This window comes from Clostridium ganghwense (assembly GCF_026735165.1).
GTDB lineage: Bacteria > Bacillota > Clostridia > Clostridiales > Clostridiaceae > Clostridium_H > Clostridium_H ganghwense.
In genome coordinates this window covers 166,381-183,200 of the sequence record NZ_JAPQES010000001.1, presented here as the reverse complement: position 1 = coordinate 183,200, position 16,820 = coordinate 166,381, and the positions used below count along the sequence as shown (strand labels likewise).

Annotated in this window: 19 protein-coding genes; 14 read left to right on the top strand and 5 right to left on the bottom strand. The window is 29.4% G+C overall.

All coding sequences use genetic code 11. The features are described from left to right. Positions 1-6 precede the first annotated feature (6 nt). The 7 genes from OXH55_RS00900 (at position 7) to OXH55_RS20185 (ending at position 5,779) form a co-directional block, all read left to right on the top strand. Entirely contained in the window at positions 7-741 is a 735-nt protein-coding gene (locus tag OXH55_RS00900; RefSeq protein WP_268047519.1) for a Rossmann-like domain-containing protein, read from the top strand. Positions 742-781: 40 nt separating this feature from the next. Next, positions 782-1,270 (top strand): MogA/MoaB family molybdenum cofactor biosynthesis protein, encoded by a 489-nt coding sequence (locus tag OXH55_RS00895; RefSeq protein ID WP_268047518.1) that lies wholly within the window; start codon positions 782-784, stop codon positions 1,268-1,270. Positions 1,271-1,321: 51 nt separating this feature from the next. After that, positions 1,322-2,281 (top strand): GTP 3',8-cyclase MoaA, encoded by a 960-nt coding sequence (moaA, locus tag OXH55_RS00890; RefSeq protein ID WP_268047517.1) that lies wholly within the window; start codon positions 1,322-1,324, stop codon positions 2,279-2,281. A gap of 7 nt (positions 2,282-2,288) precedes the next feature. Next, entirely contained in the window at positions 2,289-2,771 is a 483-nt protein-coding gene (gene moaC / locus OXH55_RS00885; RefSeq protein WP_268047516.1) for a cyclic pyranopterin monophosphate synthase MoaC, read from the top strand. Positions 2,772-3,202: 431 nt separating this feature from the next. After that, positions 3,203-3,724 (top strand): methylated-DNA--[protein]-cysteine S-methyltransferase, encoded by a 522-nt coding sequence (locus tag OXH55_RS00880; protein ID WP_268047515.1) that lies wholly within the window; start codon positions 3,203-3,205, stop codon positions 3,722-3,724. A gap of 238 nt (positions 3,725-3,962) precedes the next feature. Continuing rightward, entirely contained in the window at positions 3,963-5,351 is a 1,389-nt protein-coding gene (locus OXH55_RS00875; protein ID WP_268047514.1) for a sodium:solute symporter family protein, read from the top strand. Between the two features lie 305 nt (positions 5,352-5,656). Then, positions 5,657-5,779 carry a WCX domain-containing protein gene (locus tag OXH55_RS20185; RefSeq protein WP_418921822.1) on the top strand — a complete coding sequence of 41 codons (123 nt, stop codon included), beginning with the start codon at positions 5,657-5,659 and terminating at the stop codon, positions 5,777-5,779. A 23-nt stretch (positions 5,780-5,802) separates the two neighbouring features. Here OXH55_RS20185 and OXH55_RS00865 read toward each other — a convergent pair whose 3' ends face one another. Then, positions 5,803-6,639 (bottom strand): PTS sugar transporter subunit IIC, encoded by an 837-nt coding sequence (locus OXH55_RS00865; protein WP_268047512.1) that lies wholly within the window; start codon positions 6,637-6,639, stop codon positions 5,803-5,805. A 35-nt stretch (positions 6,640-6,674) separates the two neighbouring features. Beyond that, a complete protein-coding gene (locus OXH55_RS00860; RefSeq protein WP_268047511.1) occupies positions 6,675-6,821 on the bottom strand; it encodes a hypothetical protein in 147 nt (48 codons plus the stop codon). Between the two features lie 279 nt (positions 6,822-7,100). Between OXH55_RS00860 and pxpB the strand changes: the two genes are divergently transcribed. Genes pxpB through OXH55_RS00845 form a run of 3 tightly spaced genes read left to right on the top strand, consistent with a single transcriptional unit; the run spans position 7,101 to position 9,619 of the window. After that, on the top strand, positions 7,101-7,859 hold the full coding sequence (gene pxpB / locus OXH55_RS00855) for a 5-oxoprolinase subunit PxpB (RefSeq protein WP_268047510.1): 759 nt from the start codon (positions 7,101-7,103) through the stop codon (positions 7,857-7,859). Then, a complete protein-coding gene (locus OXH55_RS00850) occupies positions 7,850-8,854 on the top strand; it encodes a 5-oxoprolinase subunit C family protein (RefSeq protein ID WP_268047509.1) in 1,005 nt (334 codons plus the stop codon). The genes pxpB and OXH55_RS00850 overlap by 10 nt, the downstream gene beginning before the upstream one ends. 9 nt (positions 8,855-8,863) lie before the next feature. Continuing rightward, the gene (locus OXH55_RS00845) at positions 8,864-9,619 is read left to right on the top strand and encodes a LamB/YcsF family protein (RefSeq protein WP_268047508.1); all 756 of its coding nucleotides are present in this window, start codon (positions 8,864-8,866) and stop codon (positions 9,617-9,619) included. 64 nt (positions 9,620-9,683) lie between these two features. On the opposite strand, the gene OXH55_RS00840 is transcribed toward OXH55_RS00845, so the two are convergent. After that, entirely contained in the window at positions 9,684-10,886 is a 1,203-nt protein-coding gene (locus OXH55_RS00840; RefSeq protein WP_268047507.1) for a pyridoxal phosphate-dependent aminotransferase, read from the bottom strand. Between the two features lie 233 nt (positions 10,887-11,119). Between OXH55_RS00840 and OXH55_RS00835 the strand changes: the two genes are divergently transcribed. Next, the gene (locus OXH55_RS00835) at positions 11,120-12,139 is read left to right on the top strand and encodes a lysylphosphatidylglycerol synthase transmembrane domain-containing protein (RefSeq protein ID WP_268047506.1); all 1,020 of its coding nucleotides are present in this window, start codon (positions 11,120-11,122) and stop codon (positions 12,137-12,139) included. 75 nt (positions 12,140-12,214) lie between these two features. Here the strand turns inward: OXH55_RS00835 and OXH55_RS00830 are convergent, their stop codons facing one another. Beyond that, positions 12,215-12,364, bottom strand: a complete 150-nt coding sequence (locus OXH55_RS00830) for a hypothetical protein (RefSeq protein WP_268047505.1) — start codon at positions 12,362-12,364, stop codon at positions 12,215-12,217. A gap of 167 nt (positions 12,365-12,531) precedes the next feature. On the opposite strand from OXH55_RS00830, the gene OXH55_RS00825 reads away from it, so the two are divergent. Further along, positions 12,532-12,888, top strand: a complete 357-nt coding sequence (locus tag OXH55_RS00825; RefSeq protein WP_268047504.1) for an MmcQ/YjbR family DNA-binding protein — start codon at positions 12,532-12,534, stop codon at positions 12,886-12,888. A gap of 146 nt (positions 12,889-13,034) precedes the next feature. Next, positions 13,035-14,096, top strand: a complete 1,062-nt coding sequence (locus OXH55_RS00820) for a 4Fe-4S dicluster domain-containing protein (protein WP_268047503.1) — start codon at positions 13,035-13,037, stop codon at positions 14,094-14,096. A 27-nt stretch (positions 14,097-14,123) separates the two neighbouring features. Here the strand turns inward: OXH55_RS00820 and OXH55_RS00815 are convergent, their stop codons facing one another. Further along, entirely contained in the window at positions 14,124-14,897 is a 774-nt protein-coding gene (locus OXH55_RS00815; RefSeq protein WP_268047502.1) for a YwaF family protein, read from the bottom strand. Positions 14,898-15,125: 228 nt separating this feature from the next. Between OXH55_RS00815 and OXH55_RS00810 the strand changes: the two genes are divergently transcribed. Further along, positions 15,126-16,751 (top strand): amidohydrolase, encoded by a 1,626-nt coding sequence (locus tag OXH55_RS00810; protein WP_268047501.1) that lies wholly within the window; start codon positions 15,126-15,128, stop codon positions 16,749-16,751. The last annotated feature ends 69 nt before the right edge of the window (positions 16,752-16,820 follow it).

Sequence of the window (16,820 nt, the reverse complement as noted above, 5' to 3'; positions counted from 1 at the left end):
GATAATATGCATAAATGTATTTTTTATGAAAATCTATTAGAAAAATTTAAAAAGATTGTAGAAGAGAACGAACTTCTAAATGAACAAATAAGTGTTAAAGGAAGAACTCTTAATACTCAAGAGGCTATAGGAAATCCTGTAAGAAAAGATTATCCTATTATAAAAGGAAAAGAAAAGCTTATGCAAGCTGAATTTAGAGGAGAAAGAGGACAAGCGTTTACAGATATGCCTGGAGAATTCACAGGTACAATTGAAGAGATAATAAACAGACCTATACAAACAAATTTTGATAGAGCGGTTTTTATATCAACATTAAATGCGGTTTGTAAATATTTAAATATAGCAGATAGAAGCATTCACTGCAAAGATGAAGAACCAGAAGAGTGTGCTAAAAAGCTTGTAGAGCATATAGAAGAAAAGTATGGCTTACCTAAAATAGCTCTTATAGGTCTTCAACCAGCGATGCTTCAAAGACTTTCAGAAAACTTTCATGTTAGAGTTGTTGATCTTGACAAGGAAAAAATAGGTGAGGAGAAATTTGGAGTTAAAATTGAAAATGCTGAAGAGAAAACAGAGGATGTATTAAATTGGTGTGAACTTATTGTGGCTACAGGAAGTACTTGTGCAAATGATACTATTACAAAGTTTTTAACTGAAAAGCCAGTTATATTCTTTGGAACAACTATATCAGGATCAGCTGCATTGATGAACTTAAATAGATTTTGTCCATGCAGCAAGTAAATTCCTATAATCAAACTATAAAAGTTAGCAGGTGAAATAAATGATAAAAACAGCAATTTTAACAATTAGTGATAAAGGATCGAGAGGGGAAAGAGTAGATGGTACAGGTGCAGCTTTAAGAAACTTGCTAGAAGAAGAAGGATATAAAATAGAATATTATAATATGATTCCTGATGAAATAAATGAAATTGTAGAAGAACTTATGAAAGCAAGTGATAAGTTAAAAGTAGACTTAATTCTGACAAACGGAGGAACGGGTTTTTCAAAAAGAGATATTACACCAGAGGCAACTCTTAAGGTAATTCAAAAACAAGTACCGGGAATACCAGAGGCTATGAGGACGAAATCTTTACAAATTACTTCTAAAGCTATGTTATCAAGGGCTATAGCTGGAATAAGAAATGAAACTCTCATTATAAATTTACCAGGAAGTCCTAAAGGAGCAGTAGAAAATCTTCAAGTGGTTATGCCTGCTCTTAAGCATGGTATTGATATATTAAAGAATAAAGCTTCTGAATGTGCGAGATAGTATTTAAAGTTAAAAAAGTGGTATGACTATTTTAAAGGAAGGAGCTTAAGTATGTTAGATAACTATGGAAGAAAAATAGAGTACTTGAGAATTTCATTGACTGATAAATGTAATTTAAGATGTATATATTGTATGCCTGAAAAGGGTGTGGAGAAAAAATGTCACAATGAAGTAATGAAATGTGAAGAAATAACTAAAATTGTAAAGGCAGCAGCAAATTTAGGAATTAAGAAAATAAGGTATACTGGAGGAGAACCTCTCATATTTAAAGGAATAGAAGAACTTGTATATAATACAGCACAAACACCAGGCATTAGAGATATAGGGATAACTACAAATGGAATACTTCTTAACGATTTAATCCACGATCTTAAACAGGCAGGACTTAAAAGATTGAATATCAGTCTTGATACCTTGAAAGAGGATAAATTTAAGAAAATAACAAGATATGGAGACCTTAATAAAGTATTACGTGGTATTGAAAAATGTTTAAGCCTTGGATTAACTCCTTTGAAAATAAATACAGTACTTTTAAAAGGAATAAATGATGATGAGATAGGGGATTTTATAAATCTTACAAAGGAACTTCCTATTCATGTAAGATTCATTGAACTTATGCCTATTGGAGAAGGAGTTAAGTTCTATAAAAAGTCAGCAATGACTTCTGATGAAGTGTTAGAGAGATTTCCGAATCTTATTCCAATTAAAAGTTTAGAGACTAGCACAGCAGAATTATATAGATTAAAAGATGCAAAAGGAAAAGTTGGTTTTATAAGTCCTTTAAGCTGTAAATTCTGTCGTGATTGTAATAAAATAAGGATTACTTCAGAAGGAATGATAAAACCTTGTCTACATTCACAAGAAGAAGTAGATATTAAAGAATATATAGATAATGAAGTTCTGCTTATTTCAAAGCTAAAGAAAGCTATATTGAGTAAACCACAAGAACATAAAATTGAAGTTAACAAAAGAAGTGAAACTAAAAGAATGATGTTTCAAATAGGAGGTTAGTACGCATATGGAGACAAAAGAACTTACTCATATAAATGAACAGGGAAGAGCAAAAATGGTTGATGTAAGTGAAAAGGATGAAACTAAAAGAATAGCAGTAGCTTATGGAAGTATATACATGAAGAAAGAAACTTTAGAAAGAGTTAAAGAAGGAACTATAAAAAAAGGAGATGTTCTTTCTGTGGCTCAAGTAGGAGGAATAATGGGAGCTAAAAGTACTCCTAGTATAATTCCAATGTGTCACCCTATAATGCTTTCAGGGTGTGATATTAGTTTTAATTTCGACGAAGAAAATTGTAAGATAGATATTACTGGAGAATCAAGAACTACTGGACAAACTGGAGTTGAAATGGAAGCGCTCACTGCTGTTTCAGTAGCTGCATTGACTATATATGATATGTGTAAAGCTATAGATAGGGAAATGATAATTTCAGATATAAAACTTTTGAAAAAAACTGGTGGAAAATCAGGAGAATTTATAAGAAAATAAGTTGAAAATTATTTATTGGTTACCTTCCGAATAAATATAAAAAGGCAAGTAGTTATTTGTAACTACTGCCTTTTATTCTTTTATATGTTTCATTTTTCATTTAAGTACAGACCTATACAGATTCCACGCATAAAACTGCATCCAATTATAGTTGCAAGGCACATCTTTTCGTATCTATTCAAACAGTTTATGTGATGATGTTTCATCATTTTATATTTTCTCATTAAGAACACCTCCTATATTAGTATTAAATTTTTTAAGCTTTTTTATTTAAAATATTTAAGAAAATTTGTGAAAACAAAATACATAGTATATTTTCTATTTAAAGTTGATTATTTGAAAGATTCTGTTGATTTTATTATTTATTTGATAGAATATATATACAATTGGAAAAATAATAAAAAGTAAATTTAAGAAAGGAATTTGAAAGTATGTTTGATATGAATATGATGGCAAAAATTAAAGAAAGAGTAGTGTATAAAAATATAGACAGTCCAGTAGGTACTATAACATTGATTGCATCAGATAAAGCATTAAAGGCACTTTTATGGAAAACTCAAAGGAAACTTTGTGAAAAGGCTTTTGAAAGTTTAGAATTGGTCTCAGAACATCCTATTATTAATAAAACAGAAAGACAATTAGAGGAATATTTTTGTGGTAAGAGAATAAAATTTGATATTCCATTATCTGCGGATGGAACTGAATTCCAAAAGCAAGCATGGGAAATTCTAAAAAATATACCTTATGGAGAAGTCATTACTTATGGAGAACAAGCAAAAAAAATGGGAGATATAAAAAAAGCACGAGCAGTGGGTTTAGCAAATTCAATGAATCCTATTTCAATTATTGTACCTTGCCATCGTGTAATAGGTAAAAATGGTAAATTAACAGGTTTTGCTGGAGGCTTAGACATAAAATCTTTTCTTTTAGATTTAGAGAAAAATATAGGATAAATATCAAAAATGACAGGTAGAGGCTATCTGTCATTTTTAACTTAAAAATTCTATTATTGCTATTTATATTATAGTAAGCTAATATTATATTTATTCAAAAATATTTATATTATTTTACAAAATGTAGAAGAAATGCATATAATACTTAAGAAAGTTATAAATTTATGGATACGTAAATATTTGTGATATATGAAAGGTAAAAAGTAAGTTTGCTACAGCAGTATAAGGGGAGAAAGAAATGTTTATATTTAGTGCAATTATTACACTTCTCCTAACAGGAGTGGTAGGGTATTTAGGAAATTCAAGAGTTAAAACATCTAAAGACTTTATTGTGGGAGGAAATAAATTAGGAGCAGTAGGAGTTACAAGTATGCTTATGGGCTCAATAATAGGAGGGGCATCTACAGTGGGTACAACTCAAATGGCATATAACCACGGAGTTGTTGCTATTTGGTTTATTACTGGATTATGTATAGCTAGTATAATATTGGGAATATTTTATTCTAAGCAAGTAGATAAAAAAGATTGGGAAACTATACCTCAAATTATAGGAGATACTTATGGAAAAAATGCTAGAACTAGTTCAAGTATATTATTGTCTATAGGTATGTTTATACATGTAAATGGACAAATTATTGCTTGTATTGCACTATTTACAGCAATCTTTGGAATGAGTGTTATAAAAGCAGCTTTTATTGTAGTAATGTTACTCGTTATTTATGTTGTTTTTGGAGGCTTTTGGGGAAGCACTCTGGTAGGAGGACTTAAGACCATACTTTTATATAGTACAACACTAATATGTGGTGGAATATTACTAGTTAAATTGAATGGCTTTAAAGAAATAATGACTATACTGCCAAAAGAACCTTGGTTTAATTTATTCAGTGGAAGTGTATCAGAAGATTTAGCTTCTGTTTTATCAACTGTTGTAGGTGTATTATCTACTCAGACTTATTTTCAAGCTATAATGTCAGGAAGAGATAGCGGAACATCTAAGAAGAGTGCTTTTCTAGTAGCTTTTTTAGTATTCCCTATAGGAATAGTATGTACTGCTATAGGAATGTATATGAGAATACATTATCCAAGTATTTCTGCAAGAGAAGCATTTCCTTTATTTTTAATAAATTATCTAAACCCCGGTATAGCTGGTATAGCTATAGCTACAGTTTTGATTTCATCTACAGCTACTGGAGCAGGATTGACTCTCGGAATATCAACTATGCTTACTCGTGATGTGTATAAACAAATTTTGAATCCGAAATGTGATGATAGAAAAGAATTATTGGTATTAAGAATTATTATAGTGATAATTGGCATTATGACTTTCTTTGTTGTAATTAATAATAAAGAAACTATGATTTTAAATTGGGGATTTCTTTCAATGGTATTTAGGGCTACACCTATATTTATTCCAACGGTTATGGCTATAGTATTTAAAGATAAGATTCATCCAAAGGCTGGATTGTATGCTATTGTTTCGGCACCTGCTGTAAGCACTATGTGGATTTTTTCAGGATTACCTCAAATAAGTTCCATATATATAGGTTTAATAACAAGCATAATTGCAATTTTATTTATGAGTAAATATTTAAAGTATAAAGGTATAGAGAACTATACAAAGATGTAAAGTGAAAACAGGTATGTGGATACCTGTTTTTTGTATTTATTTTATAAATTTCAATATTTAATAAAAATAAGTGGACAATATCTGTCTATGTAGCTTGCTATAATTAATCTATATATACATTATTTGGAGGTAGGGATGTAGGATGCAGTACGAAAAATTTGATAAAGAACAGCTTATAAAGATTTTATATGAAAAAGATAAATACATTAATCATTTAAAAAAGAAAAATAAACAACTTAAATATTATGCAACAATGGATTCCATGACTTCAGTAGCGAATAGAGCAAGAGGTATAAAATTACTAAATAAAAAGATGGTTTCTAAGTCAAGGAGAGTCGGTAGAGGTTTTAGAACCAAAAGAATTTAGAGAAGACATAAAAAAGACTGTTGAAAAAATGAAACAATTATATGAAAAACCAGTTACATGATAAGATGCAACTGGTTTTTACTTTTATAAATCTAATTTCATATCTCCAAATTTAATCCAACCTTTTTTTCTCATAAATTCAGAAATAGATATGGAAATAAGTGCAGGAACAATGAACTGTAGTACTATAATTTGTAAAATTAATATGCTGTTTGGTTTTATACCCTGCATTGCAGTGAAAGTTCCTATTGGTCCAACTAATCCACTTGTTCCCATTCCAGCACCGATAGATATATTTTCTATTTTAAATACAGTAGTAGCTATTGGACCAAGAATTGCTCCAGTAATAGTTGGAGGAAACAATATTAATGGATTTTTTAATATATTTGAAACTTGAAGCATTGAAGTTCCTATTCCTTGAGAAATTAATCCAGATATTTTATTTTCCCTATAGCTTGATACAGCAAATCCTACCATTTGAGCGCAGCAGCCCATTGTTGCGGCTCCAGCTGCAAGTCCGGTCATATTTAGTGATATTGCAATAGCAGCACTGCTTATGGGAGTTGTAAGAGCAATTCCCATAAGAGTTGAAACAGCGATACCCATAGGAATAGGATGAAGAGTTGTGGCTATATTTATAACACTGCCTATATCTGTCATAAAAGTAGAAATATATGGTCCTACAAACTTACCAGCTAAACCACCTGTAATTATTGTTATAGAAGGAACTAAAATAATATCTATTTTAGTTTTTCCAGCCACTAATTCACCTACTTCAACACCTAATACTGATGCTATATATGCCCCAACTGGTCCGCCAAGAGTATAACCAAAAGCACCAGTTGCAACAGAAGAAAAGATAGTAAGTTGGGAACTTTTTAGCCCATAAGCTATAGCAGCACCTATTGCAGAACCTACCACAGGTGATTTGGCAGAAACAATATTTGCAAATTCTTTTATAAAAGTAAGATCAGGGATTTAGATAGTTGAGATAGAATAAGACCTATTATTAAAGAAGAAAATAGTCCAAGAGCCATTGCACTAAGTGCATCTAGCGCATAACGTTTAAATCCTCTTTTTAGAGCAAGTTTAAATTTTTCCATTTTTAATTCCTCTTTCGTTTAAAAATTTGTTGTACATTTAGAATATGTAAAATAAGTTTTTTTATTGGCTGAGTTTAAGGGTGAAGCTAATTTCTATAGTAAATACTATTTTAACTTTTGACAGTAAGTTAGTAAATAGTTGTTTTTAGTTAAATGAATTAAATATAAAAACTGCAAAATCATTTTGATAAGAGTTAAAATATATTTATATGGTGTTAATGGGGATGTATGAGTTATAATACCAAAGGATACTGTACCAATTACTATGGAGGGAGAACAATGCTAGATAATAAATTAGTTCAAATTAATCCTATGGGAGATTCAGCAATTATTATAAAATTCAACAAAGAAATAAATATAAATACTCATTTAAAGATAAAGAGTTTATCAAAATATCTTGATAGAAATCCTTTTAAAGGTATGATTGAATATGTGCCTTCCTTTGTTACAATGACTATATTTTATAATCCATTAGAAGTAATTAAGGAAGCAAAAAATAAACAACCTTTACAGAATAAAACTCCTTATGAAATAGTGTTTTTAATTGTAGAAGATATTTTATCTAAAGTTAAAGATAATATTAAAGACAATCCTAGAATAGTTGAGATACCAGTATGCTATGGAGAAGAATTTGGACCAGATTTGAAATTTGTAGCAGAACATAATAAACTTTCGATAGAAGAAGTCATAGAAATTCATTCAAGTTGTGAAAATAGAGTTTATATGATAGGATTTGCTCCAGGTTTTCCTTATCTTGCAGGGATGGCAGAAAAAATTTCAGCACCTAGAAGAAAAACACCAAGATTATCTATACCAGCAGGCTCAGTAGGAATTGCAGGAAAGCAAACAGGAGTATATCCTATTTCTACCCCAGGAGGATGGCAGCTTATTGGAAAAACTCCACTGAAACTTTTCAGACCCGAAAGGGAAATTCCAAGTCTCCTGCAAGCAGGAGATTTAATTAAATTTAAACCTATTTCAAAAGAAGAATATCATAAACTTAAATATGAAGATGAAGGAGAACTAAAGTGGACATAGAAATAAAGAATCCAGGACTTTTAACAACTATTCAGGACCTTGGAAGATATGGATTCAGAAAATATGGAGTAATCGTAAGTGGAGCTATGGATTCATTTGCTCACCGTATGGCAAATATAATGGTGGGAAATGAAGAGGGAGAAGGAACCTTAGAAATAACGCTGATGGGACCGGAGATTTTAATCAATAAAGATACTTTAATTTCTATCTGTGGAGCTGATTTGTCGCCTAAAATAAATGATATTTCAATATCTATGTGGAGACCTATTTATGTAAAAAAAGGAAGCATATTGAGTTTTGGTAAAAGTAATCATGGGACAAGAACCTATGTAGCTTTTGCAGGTTTTTTTAATATAGAAAAAATAATGGGGAGTAAAAGTACCTATCTTCGTGCAGAAATAGGTGGATATGAAGGAAGACAGCTTAAAAGAGGGGATATTTTAGAGTTAAAAGAGCTTTCTAATAGAGCTCTAGAGATTATAAATAATATTGCAGGCAATATAAATGAATATGGTTTTGCGTATCCTAATTGGTTTATATCACCAAAAATTCTTCCGTCTTACAGCAATAGTCCTACTGTAAGGATAATAAGAGGAGGAGAATTTAATTATTTTAATGAGCAAAGTAAAGAAAGTTTATTCCAAAATAAATTTTTAATTACTCCTCAATCAGATAGAATGGGATATAGAATTAAAGGTGAAAGTATAGAGCTAAAAGAATCTTTAGAAATGATATCAGAAGCTGTTGCACTTGGAACGATACAAGTACCTGCAGATGGAAACCCAATAATTCTTCTAGCAGATAGACAAACTACTGGTGGATATCCTAAAATTGGTCAGGTAATTTCCGTAGATATTCCAGTTGTGGCTCAATTAAAGCCAGGAGACAGTATTTCATTTTGTGAAGTTTCTTTAGAGGAAGCGCAAAAACTATACATAGAAAGAGAAAAAGATATAGATGATATTAAAAAGGCATTAAAAATTAAAACTATATAGGGGGATTATATGTATAAGGTAGATTTAAATTGTGACATGGGAGAGAGCTTTGGAGCTTATAAAATAGGCAATGATGAAGAAATATTACAATTTATAACTTCAGCCAATATTGCTTGTGGATTTCATGGGGGAGATCCTTCAGTTATGAATAAAACAGTAAAACTTGCCTTAGAGAAAAATGTTGCAGTAGGAGCACATGTTGGATTTCAAGATTTAGTTGGATTTGGAAGAAGAAATATGCACATTTCACCTAGAGAGGTTTATGATATAACTGTTTATCAAATTGGAGCACTATATGGCTTTGTAAAAGCTTATGGTGGAAGGATGAACCATGTAAAACCTCATGGATCCCTTTATAATATGGCTGCTAGAAGTGAAGAACTATCACGGGCTATTGTAGAGGCTGTTTATAAAGTTAATCCAGAACTTATTTTGTTTGGACTTTCAGGAAGCAAGCTAGTAAAAGAAGGACAGAAAGTAGGGATTAAAGTTGCAAATGAAGTTTTTGCAGATAGAACTTATACTGATAAAGGAACGCTTACTCCTAGAAAAGAGGAGAATGCTTTGATAGATGACAGAAATGAAGCTAGTAAGCAGGTAATTAGAATGATTAAAGATAGAAAAGTCATTTCTGCTAGTGGAAATGAAATAGATATAAAAGCTGATACTATATGTATTCATGGAGATGGCGAACATGCTTTGGCATTTGCAAGAAGGATAAGAGATGAACTCAAAAATAATGACATTATAATTAAGAGTATATAAAAATAACAAAAATCCAATGGAGATTTTCAATCAAAATCTTCATTGGACTTTTATGATGAAAAATTTATTTTTTCAAATTTAAAGCATTATAATCTTTAAGTGCATGAGTTAGCACAATCATAGAATTTTCAATATCTTCGATACTCGTACAAAATGATAATCGTACTTCTTTCTTTCCAAGTCCATCTGTTCCATAAAACCCTGAACCAGGAGCAATCATCACTGTTTTATTTTCATAGTTATAATCAGTTAAAAGCCACTCAGCAAATTTTTCAGTATCATCTACTGGAAGTTCAGCTAATATATAAAATGCTCCAGAAGGCTTATTGAAAACAACACCAGGAATTTTACTTAAATATTCACACATTAAATTTCTTCTTGCTTTATACTTTGTTTTTACATCTTCTAGATAGCTACCTAATGTATTTATTAGATTTGAAGCAGCACATTGCTCAATTGTTGATACACAAAGTCTAGATTGACATAATTTTAGCATTTGATTTATCAAGGTTTTGTTTTTTGAAGCAACTAAACCAATTCTTGCCCCACAAGCACTATAATGCTTAGATATACTATCTACTAAGATTACTCTATCAAGTACATCTTCTATATACATACATGATGTATATTCTATATCATCATATACAAACTGTCTATATACTTCATCTGAAATAAGATATAAATCATGTTCTTTTGCAATATCAGCTAACATTTTTAATTCATCATGAGTATATATAGTGCCAGTTGGATTTGCAGGATTTGAAAATAAGATACATCTTGTTTTATCAGTTATTTTCTTAACTATTTCTTCTTTAGGTGGAAGGTGAAATCCATGTTCTATTTTAGTTGAAAATGGAACAATTTTAGCACCAGCAACTTTTGTAAAACTATTGTAGTTTGAATAAAAAGGTTCTGGAACAAGTACTTCATCACCAGGATCACATATAGCCATTAAAGAAAATAAAATAGCTTCGCTGCCACCTTGAGTTATTAATATTTCGTCTTCTGATAAGTCTATATTCCAATTTTTATATGATTCTATAAAGCTATTTATCAAAATGGAAATACCTTGAGAATCAGAATATTTTACAATCTTTTCGTTATAATTAGTTAATCCTTGGAAAAATGAATCTGGTGTAACCACATTTGGTTGACCAATATTCATACTATATACCTTTATACCTCTTTTTTTAGCATCATTAGCAAAAGGAACAAGTTTTCTTATAGGTGAAAAATTCATATTTAATACTCTATTTGATATCTTCATGTATATGCCCCCAAAATTAAATTATATGTTAACAAGTATACTTCAAAATTTATAATTATTCAACTAAGATAATAGATAAAAGGTTATCAAACTATGGTAAATTAATTAAATTTTAGCACAAGCAGGATTTACTAGATATGAAATAGATATTTTAAAATAAAAGGTCATAGTTTATAATTAAATGATATAATAATAAAGGAAAATTCTTATAATAATTAGGAGATAGATGTTAAATGAAAAATAAAACTTTCAATATAATAATAATTGTATTATCAGCTGTTATATTTATGTCCTTTGCTATATCTACAAAAGGACTTGGTCATTTGATTGGTCAATTAAAAAATTTAAACTATTTTTGGATTTTACTTTCTTCATTATTAATGGTTACATACTGGATTGCAGATAGTATTATTTTAAATATATTTGCAAAATCTTTATCTGTAAAACAAACCTTGTGGGAATCTTTTAAAATGACAATGATTGGTCAATTTTTTAATTCCATTACTCCTTTCTATTCAGGAGGACAGCCAGCACAGGTATATTTTATGATGAAAAGAGACATTAATTGTGGAGTTGCCAGTTCAATTTTAGCTATGAAATTAGTAGTATATCAAGGAGTTTTAGCTATATATTCTATAATTATAGTTATTTTAAAATTTACTTTTTTCAAGAATAATATGTCTAATTTTTTCTGTTTAGCTGTTTTAGGACTTATTATAAATGCGGGGGTTATTTTGTTTTTAGTATTAGCATCTATTAATAAAAGAGTTACTAAAGGAATACTTACATTTATACTTACTATTTTAAGTAAAATACGTATAGTAAAGAATGTAAACAAGGTATTGCTAAGGGTAGAAGAAGAATTAGATAATTTTCATAAAAATTCAGTATTAATAATTAGAAATTTCGGGACGCTTATTTGGGTTAGTTTATTTACTGCCATTCAATTAACTGCATATTTTGTTATACCATATTTTATTTATAGAAGTTTTAATATGAATTCAGCAGATTTTTTCAATATGGTAGCTGTGGGTACTTTTCTAAATATGATTGTAACAATTATTCCTCTTCCAGGAGCATCAGGAGGATCAGAAGGGGGCTTTTATATGCTCTTTGGCATGTTTTTTAGAAGATATTATATAGTTTCTGCAATAATAATTTGGAGAATTATTACTTATTATTTCTGTATAGCATTTGGGAGCATATTTACAATAGTTGAAAAGAATTCAGGTACAATAAGCGAGGTTGCTTAAATTATAAAATCATAAATAAGCCATTTAAAAATGGTTTATTTATGATTTATTTTAATTATGGGCCATTTAACGTTTCTAAACACAATCAACTGCCTGTCTAATTTGTTCTAAAGCATTTTTATCTACCGCACCTATTAGTTCAAGCCTTTCTGCTAATTCTTTTACTTCCTTTTTATTAACTTCGTTTATGTTTAGTGTTGTAGTTATGTGTATAATATTACTCATTCTTAAACCTCCTTTATTTGATACTTTACAATTATTTACCAATACAAGTTATTTTATACAAAGAAATATAATTAAATATCTTAGATATAGGTACTAGTATTTGGTTTATAATAGTAGTATAAGTAAAAATTAGGGTTATTTCAAATTAGGAAGAGAAGGTGATATAAATGGATTTACAGAATATAAAAGAATATTGTTTAAGTAAAAAAGGAGTTACGGAATGTTTCCCATTCGATGATGAGACTTTAGTGTTTAAAGTAGGAACAAAGATGTTTGCTTTAACAAATATAAATAAGGAACCGCTTTATATTAATCTAAAGTGTGATCCTATTATGGCGGAAGATTTGAGACGAGATTATGAAGCAATAAAGCCTGGATACCATATGAATAAACGCCATTGGAATAGTGTATATTTAGATGAAACAATTCCAGATGAAAATATATATTTATTAATTGATATATCTTATGATCTTGTATATAAGGGGCTAAAAAAGTGTGAGAAAGAAGAAATAAGTAAAGAGTAATAAGTGGGGATGGATAATAATATAGTTTGATTTGTAACAATTTTAGGAAGCATGTAAAGAAGTATAATGTAGTAGATAAAAATACAAAAGTCAATTATGTTACAATAACTAAGTAAGAAGATTTTTTATTTTAAGGAGAGAACGTTATGAAAAAACATGATGAAAGAGATGTTATGTTTTCTAGGATGAATTATAAAAAAGGAACTGAACAATATGAAGACTATTATAGAAGAAATCCCAATAAGAAAGAAATAGACGATACTTTACGAAGTTTACCTAATATCTGCGGAGAAGGTACTATGTCATATAATGAGCTTAATTCTCCTATAGCAGAGGCAGTTTTCAGATTTTTAGGAGATATTAAAAAATTTTCTGAGGGAAAGCCTAATGAAAAGTTTGTTGAAGTTAATCCAGAGGCAATGTCAGCAAAAATAAAAAAATTAGCAAAATATTATGGAGCTAACTTAGTAGGTGTTACTGAAATGAAAGATTATCACTACTATTCACATAGAGGAAGGGATGCTGAAACTTATGGTGATGAAATTACTAAACACCATAAATATGGCATAGTATTTGCCGTTGAAATGGATAAGAATATGATTAATAGATCACCTCAAGTTGAAGAAATTATTGAAACAAGTCATGGATATTTAAAGGCTGGAATAATTGGGATGATTATAAGCTATTATATTAGAGAACTTGGATATGAAGCTAGAAACAATATGGATGGAAATTATCTTGTAGTTGCTCCTTTAGTAGCAGAAGATGGAGGATTAGGAGAAATAGGTAGAATGGGATTGCTATGTACAAAAAAATATGGTCCAAGAGTTAGATTAGGAGTTGTTACAACTGATATTCCTCTTATACCTGATAAAAAAGAAGAATTTGGATTAAAAGAATTCTGTAGACTTTGTTCTAGATGTGTTAGAACTTGTCCTGCAAAGGCAATACCTACAGGGGATAGAGAAGAATGCTATGGTGATTTACAATGGAAAATTGATGATGAAAAATGTTATTCAAGGTGGAGGAGTCTTGGAACTGACTGTGGAATATGTTTATCATCTTGTCCATTTAGTCAAGAAATTTCTCAGGAATTAGTGGAAAGTATGAAAGAATCTAAAGATACAATGATAAGAATATTAAAAGAATATGATGAAAAATTTAAAATAAGACCGTATATAAGAGAACCTTTGGACATAATAAAATAAAGGACAGGAAAAAATCCCGTCCTTTATCTATTGTCTAAAATATAAGCTATTAAGTTCATTATAAATTGAGGTATTTTTCTTGGTATAAAAATAAAATGGTAAATACAACAAGAAAAATAATACAAACATAAATCCAACCAAAATAAGAACATAATAAGGATAAGGTGGTAAATAATCTAGGGGAGAAGCAGTTAATGGTTTTTGCCTTAAATAAGAATAGTTACCATTAACTAAATAGTTAAACCCTCCAACCGCAAATAAGTACACAAAAGTCCATTTGAAAGTTCTTTTCAAAGAATTTAAATTTGGAGTATATTTATATACAAAAATCATAAAAACTAAAGAAATTAGAATACCACCATGACCAACAAAAAATTGAACAAACATTATGTGAGGAAATACAAAACCAGACGTATCAGGATTTAATAAGGCTATACTAGCACCACCAAGTCCCCAAAAATAAACCACTTCAAAAATTTTGTAACTTCCATTTAGCAACATAAAAATACATAGTATTATACAAAGTCTACAAGTATACAAAGGTAAAGATTCTTTTAGTGTAAAATTTCCACTATCCACATACCAAAAGTATAGTAAAAATTGCTGAAAGAATAAAATTGTTCCTAAAGTATACCCAAAATTTTTCTTTGATCTTTCATTTTGAAGCTTTTCTCTATTAAAATATATAAACAAAATTATTAATGCAATAATTGTTAAGGATAATAGATGGCTAAAACAAAAAAGGTGAAATTGAGTAGTATTAGTAGATGATTTCCAAAAAATATCAATATTTAATTTCATAATATACAAGCCTCCTAATATGTATACTGAAATTATATTAAATTTTGTAAAAAAAATCAAAAAAAGATTTATGAGAAGAAGTTTTGTATTTTTATACACTTGTTTGTTAGAATAGTATAAAGTATAAACGAATTTTCAGAATTTTTTAGGGAAAGGTAAAGATATATACAAGAAGCCCTAAAAAATTAGTAAAGTAATACGAAATAACAATATATAGGGGAGTTTTTTATGGACGTAATATTAATGAATGGTAAAATTATAACAATGGATGTAACCACACCTGAATGTGAAGCTGTAGCATTTAAAGGTGGAAGAATAGTTAAAGTAGGAAATAATGAAGAAATATTATCATTAAAAAGTGATAATACAGAGATTATTGACTTGGAAAGGAATATGGTTGTTCCTGGATTTAATGATAGTCATATGCATTTATTAAATTATGGATATGCTTTGCAGAAAATTGATTTAACTTATTCAAATTCTATTGAGGACCTAATTGAGAAGGGAAAAGCATTTTTAGATAATAAAAAAATACAAAAGGGCAAATGGATTTTAGGAAGAGGTTGGAATCAGGATGATTTTAATGAAAAGAGATTTCCAACAAAATATGATTTAGACAAAATATCTACACAATATCCTATTTGCTATACTAGAACTTGTGGACATGCAGCTATTGTGAACAGTAAAGCTCTAGAAATTGCAGGAATTACTAAAGAAACAGCGCAGGTTGAAGGTGGAAAATTTGATTTAGATATTAATGGAGAACCCCTAGGCATATTTAGAGAAAATGCTTTAGAACTTATATATAGTAAAATTCCAACTCCTACTATTGAAGAAATTAAGGACATGATATTAACTGCAGCAAAGGAGGCTGTAAAAGACGGAATTACTTCTATTCAAACAGATGATTTTGAGGCTATGCCAGATAAAAATTTTCAAAAGGTGATAAGGGCTTATAAAGAGTTAAAAGAATCAGGTGAGCTTCCTATTAGAATTTATCAGCAATGTTTACTGCCAGAAATAGATAAGTTAAAAGAATTTCTTAAACTTGGCTATAAAACAGGAGAAGGTGATGAATATTTCAAATTTGGACCTATTAAATTATTGTGTGATGGGTCATTGGGGGCTAGAACTGCTTATATGACACAGCCTTATGCTGATGATGAGACTACTTGTGGTATTTACTATTATAGTCAAGAGGACTTAGAAGAAATGGTTGTAACTGCACATGATAGAGGTATGCAGATTGCCGTGCATTGTATAGGAGATAAAGCTATGTATATGGCTATTGATAGTTTTGAAAAAGCACTACAAAAAAGTTATGTGAAAGATCATAGGCATGGAATTATTCATTGTCAGATTACTGATGAAATTTTATTAGATAAATTTAAAAAGCTAAATTTAATAGCTTATATTCAACCAATTTTTTTAGATTATGATTTGCATATAGTAGAAGAGAGAGTTGGGAAAAATAGGGCAAAGACTACTTATAATTGGAAAGGTATGGTGGATAGGGGAATACATATAGCATGTGGTTCTGATTGTCCAGTAGAATCTTTTAATATTATGAAAAATATTTATTCTGCAGTTACCAGGAAGGATTTAAATGGATATCCTAAAGAAGGATGGTTACCAGAACAGAGATTAACAGTTTATGAGGCTTTATATGGATTTACGTTAGGCGCTGCTTTTGCTTCATTTGAAGAAAATATTAAAGGAACCATAACTCCTAGGAAGCTTGCAGATATGGTTGTGTTATCAAAAAATATATTTGAAATAAATTTTAATGAAATAAAAGATGTTGAAGTTTTAATGACTTTTATAGGTGGTAAACTTGTTTATAAAAAATCCTAGAATTTATGCAGGATTATAGTTGAAAAATGTACTTTTTAGTGGCATAATTTTAATTAAATTAATATAAAT

What these genes read in the sequence shown, in the direction of transcription:
- OXH55_RS00900 (WP_268047519.1), top strand. Translation starts at nt 7, where the DNA reads ATGCATAAATGTATTTTTTATGAAAATCTATTAGAAAAATTTAAAAAG.
- OXH55_RS00895 (WP_268047518.1), top strand. Translation starts at nt 782, where the DNA reads ATGATAAAAACAGCAATTTTAACAATTAGTGATAAAGGATCGAGAGGG.
- moaA (WP_268047517.1), top strand. Translation starts at nt 1,322, where the DNA reads ATGTTAGATAACTATGGAAGAAAAATAGAGTACTTGAGAATTTCATTG.
- moaC (WP_268047516.1), top strand. Translation starts at nt 2,289, where the DNA reads ATGGAGACAAAAGAACTTACTCATATAAATGAACAGGGAAGAGCAAAA.
- OXH55_RS00880 (WP_268047515.1), top strand. Translation starts at nt 3,203, where the DNA reads ATGTTTGATATGAATATGATGGCAAAAATTAAAGAAAGAGTAGTGTAT.
- OXH55_RS00875 (WP_268047514.1), top strand. Translation starts at nt 3,963, where the DNA reads ATGTTTATATTTAGTGCAATTATTACACTTCTCCTAACAGGAGTGGTA.
- OXH55_RS00860 (WP_268047511.1), bottom strand. Translation starts at nt 6,821, where the DNA reads ATGGAAAAATTTAAACTTGCTCTAAAAAGAGGATTTAAACGTTATGCG.
- pxpB (WP_268047510.1), top strand. Translation starts at nt 7,101, where the DNA reads ATGCTAGATAATAAATTAGTTCAAATTAATCCTATGGGAGATTCAGCA.
- OXH55_RS00845 (WP_268047508.1), top strand. Translation starts at nt 8,864, where the DNA reads ATGTATAAGGTAGATTTAAATTGTGACATGGGAGAGAGCTTTGGAGCT.
- OXH55_RS00840 (WP_268047507.1), bottom strand. Translation starts at nt 10,886, where the DNA reads ATGAAGATATCAAATAGAGTATTAAATATGAATTTTTCACCTATAAGA.
- OXH55_RS00835 (WP_268047506.1), top strand. Translation starts at nt 11,120, where the DNA reads ATGAAAAATAAAACTTTCAATATAATAATAATTGTATTATCAGCTGTT.
- OXH55_RS00830 (WP_268047505.1), bottom strand. Translation starts at nt 12,364, where the DNA reads ATGAGTAATATTATACACATAACTACAACACTAAACATAAACGAAGTT.
- OXH55_RS00825 (WP_268047504.1), top strand. Translation starts at nt 12,532, where the DNA reads ATGGATTTACAGAATATAAAAGAATATTGTTTAAGTAAAAAAGGAGTT.
- OXH55_RS00820 (WP_268047503.1), top strand. Translation starts at nt 13,035, where the DNA reads ATGAAAAAACATGATGAAAGAGATGTTATGTTTTCTAGGATGAATTAT.
- OXH55_RS00815 (WP_268047502.1), bottom strand. Translation starts at nt 14,897, where the DNA reads ATGAAATTAAATATTGATATTTTTTGGAAATCATCTACTAATACTACT.
- OXH55_RS00810 (WP_268047501.1), top strand. Translation starts at nt 15,126, where the DNA reads ATGGACGTAATATTAATGAATGGTAAAATTATAACAATGGATGTAACC.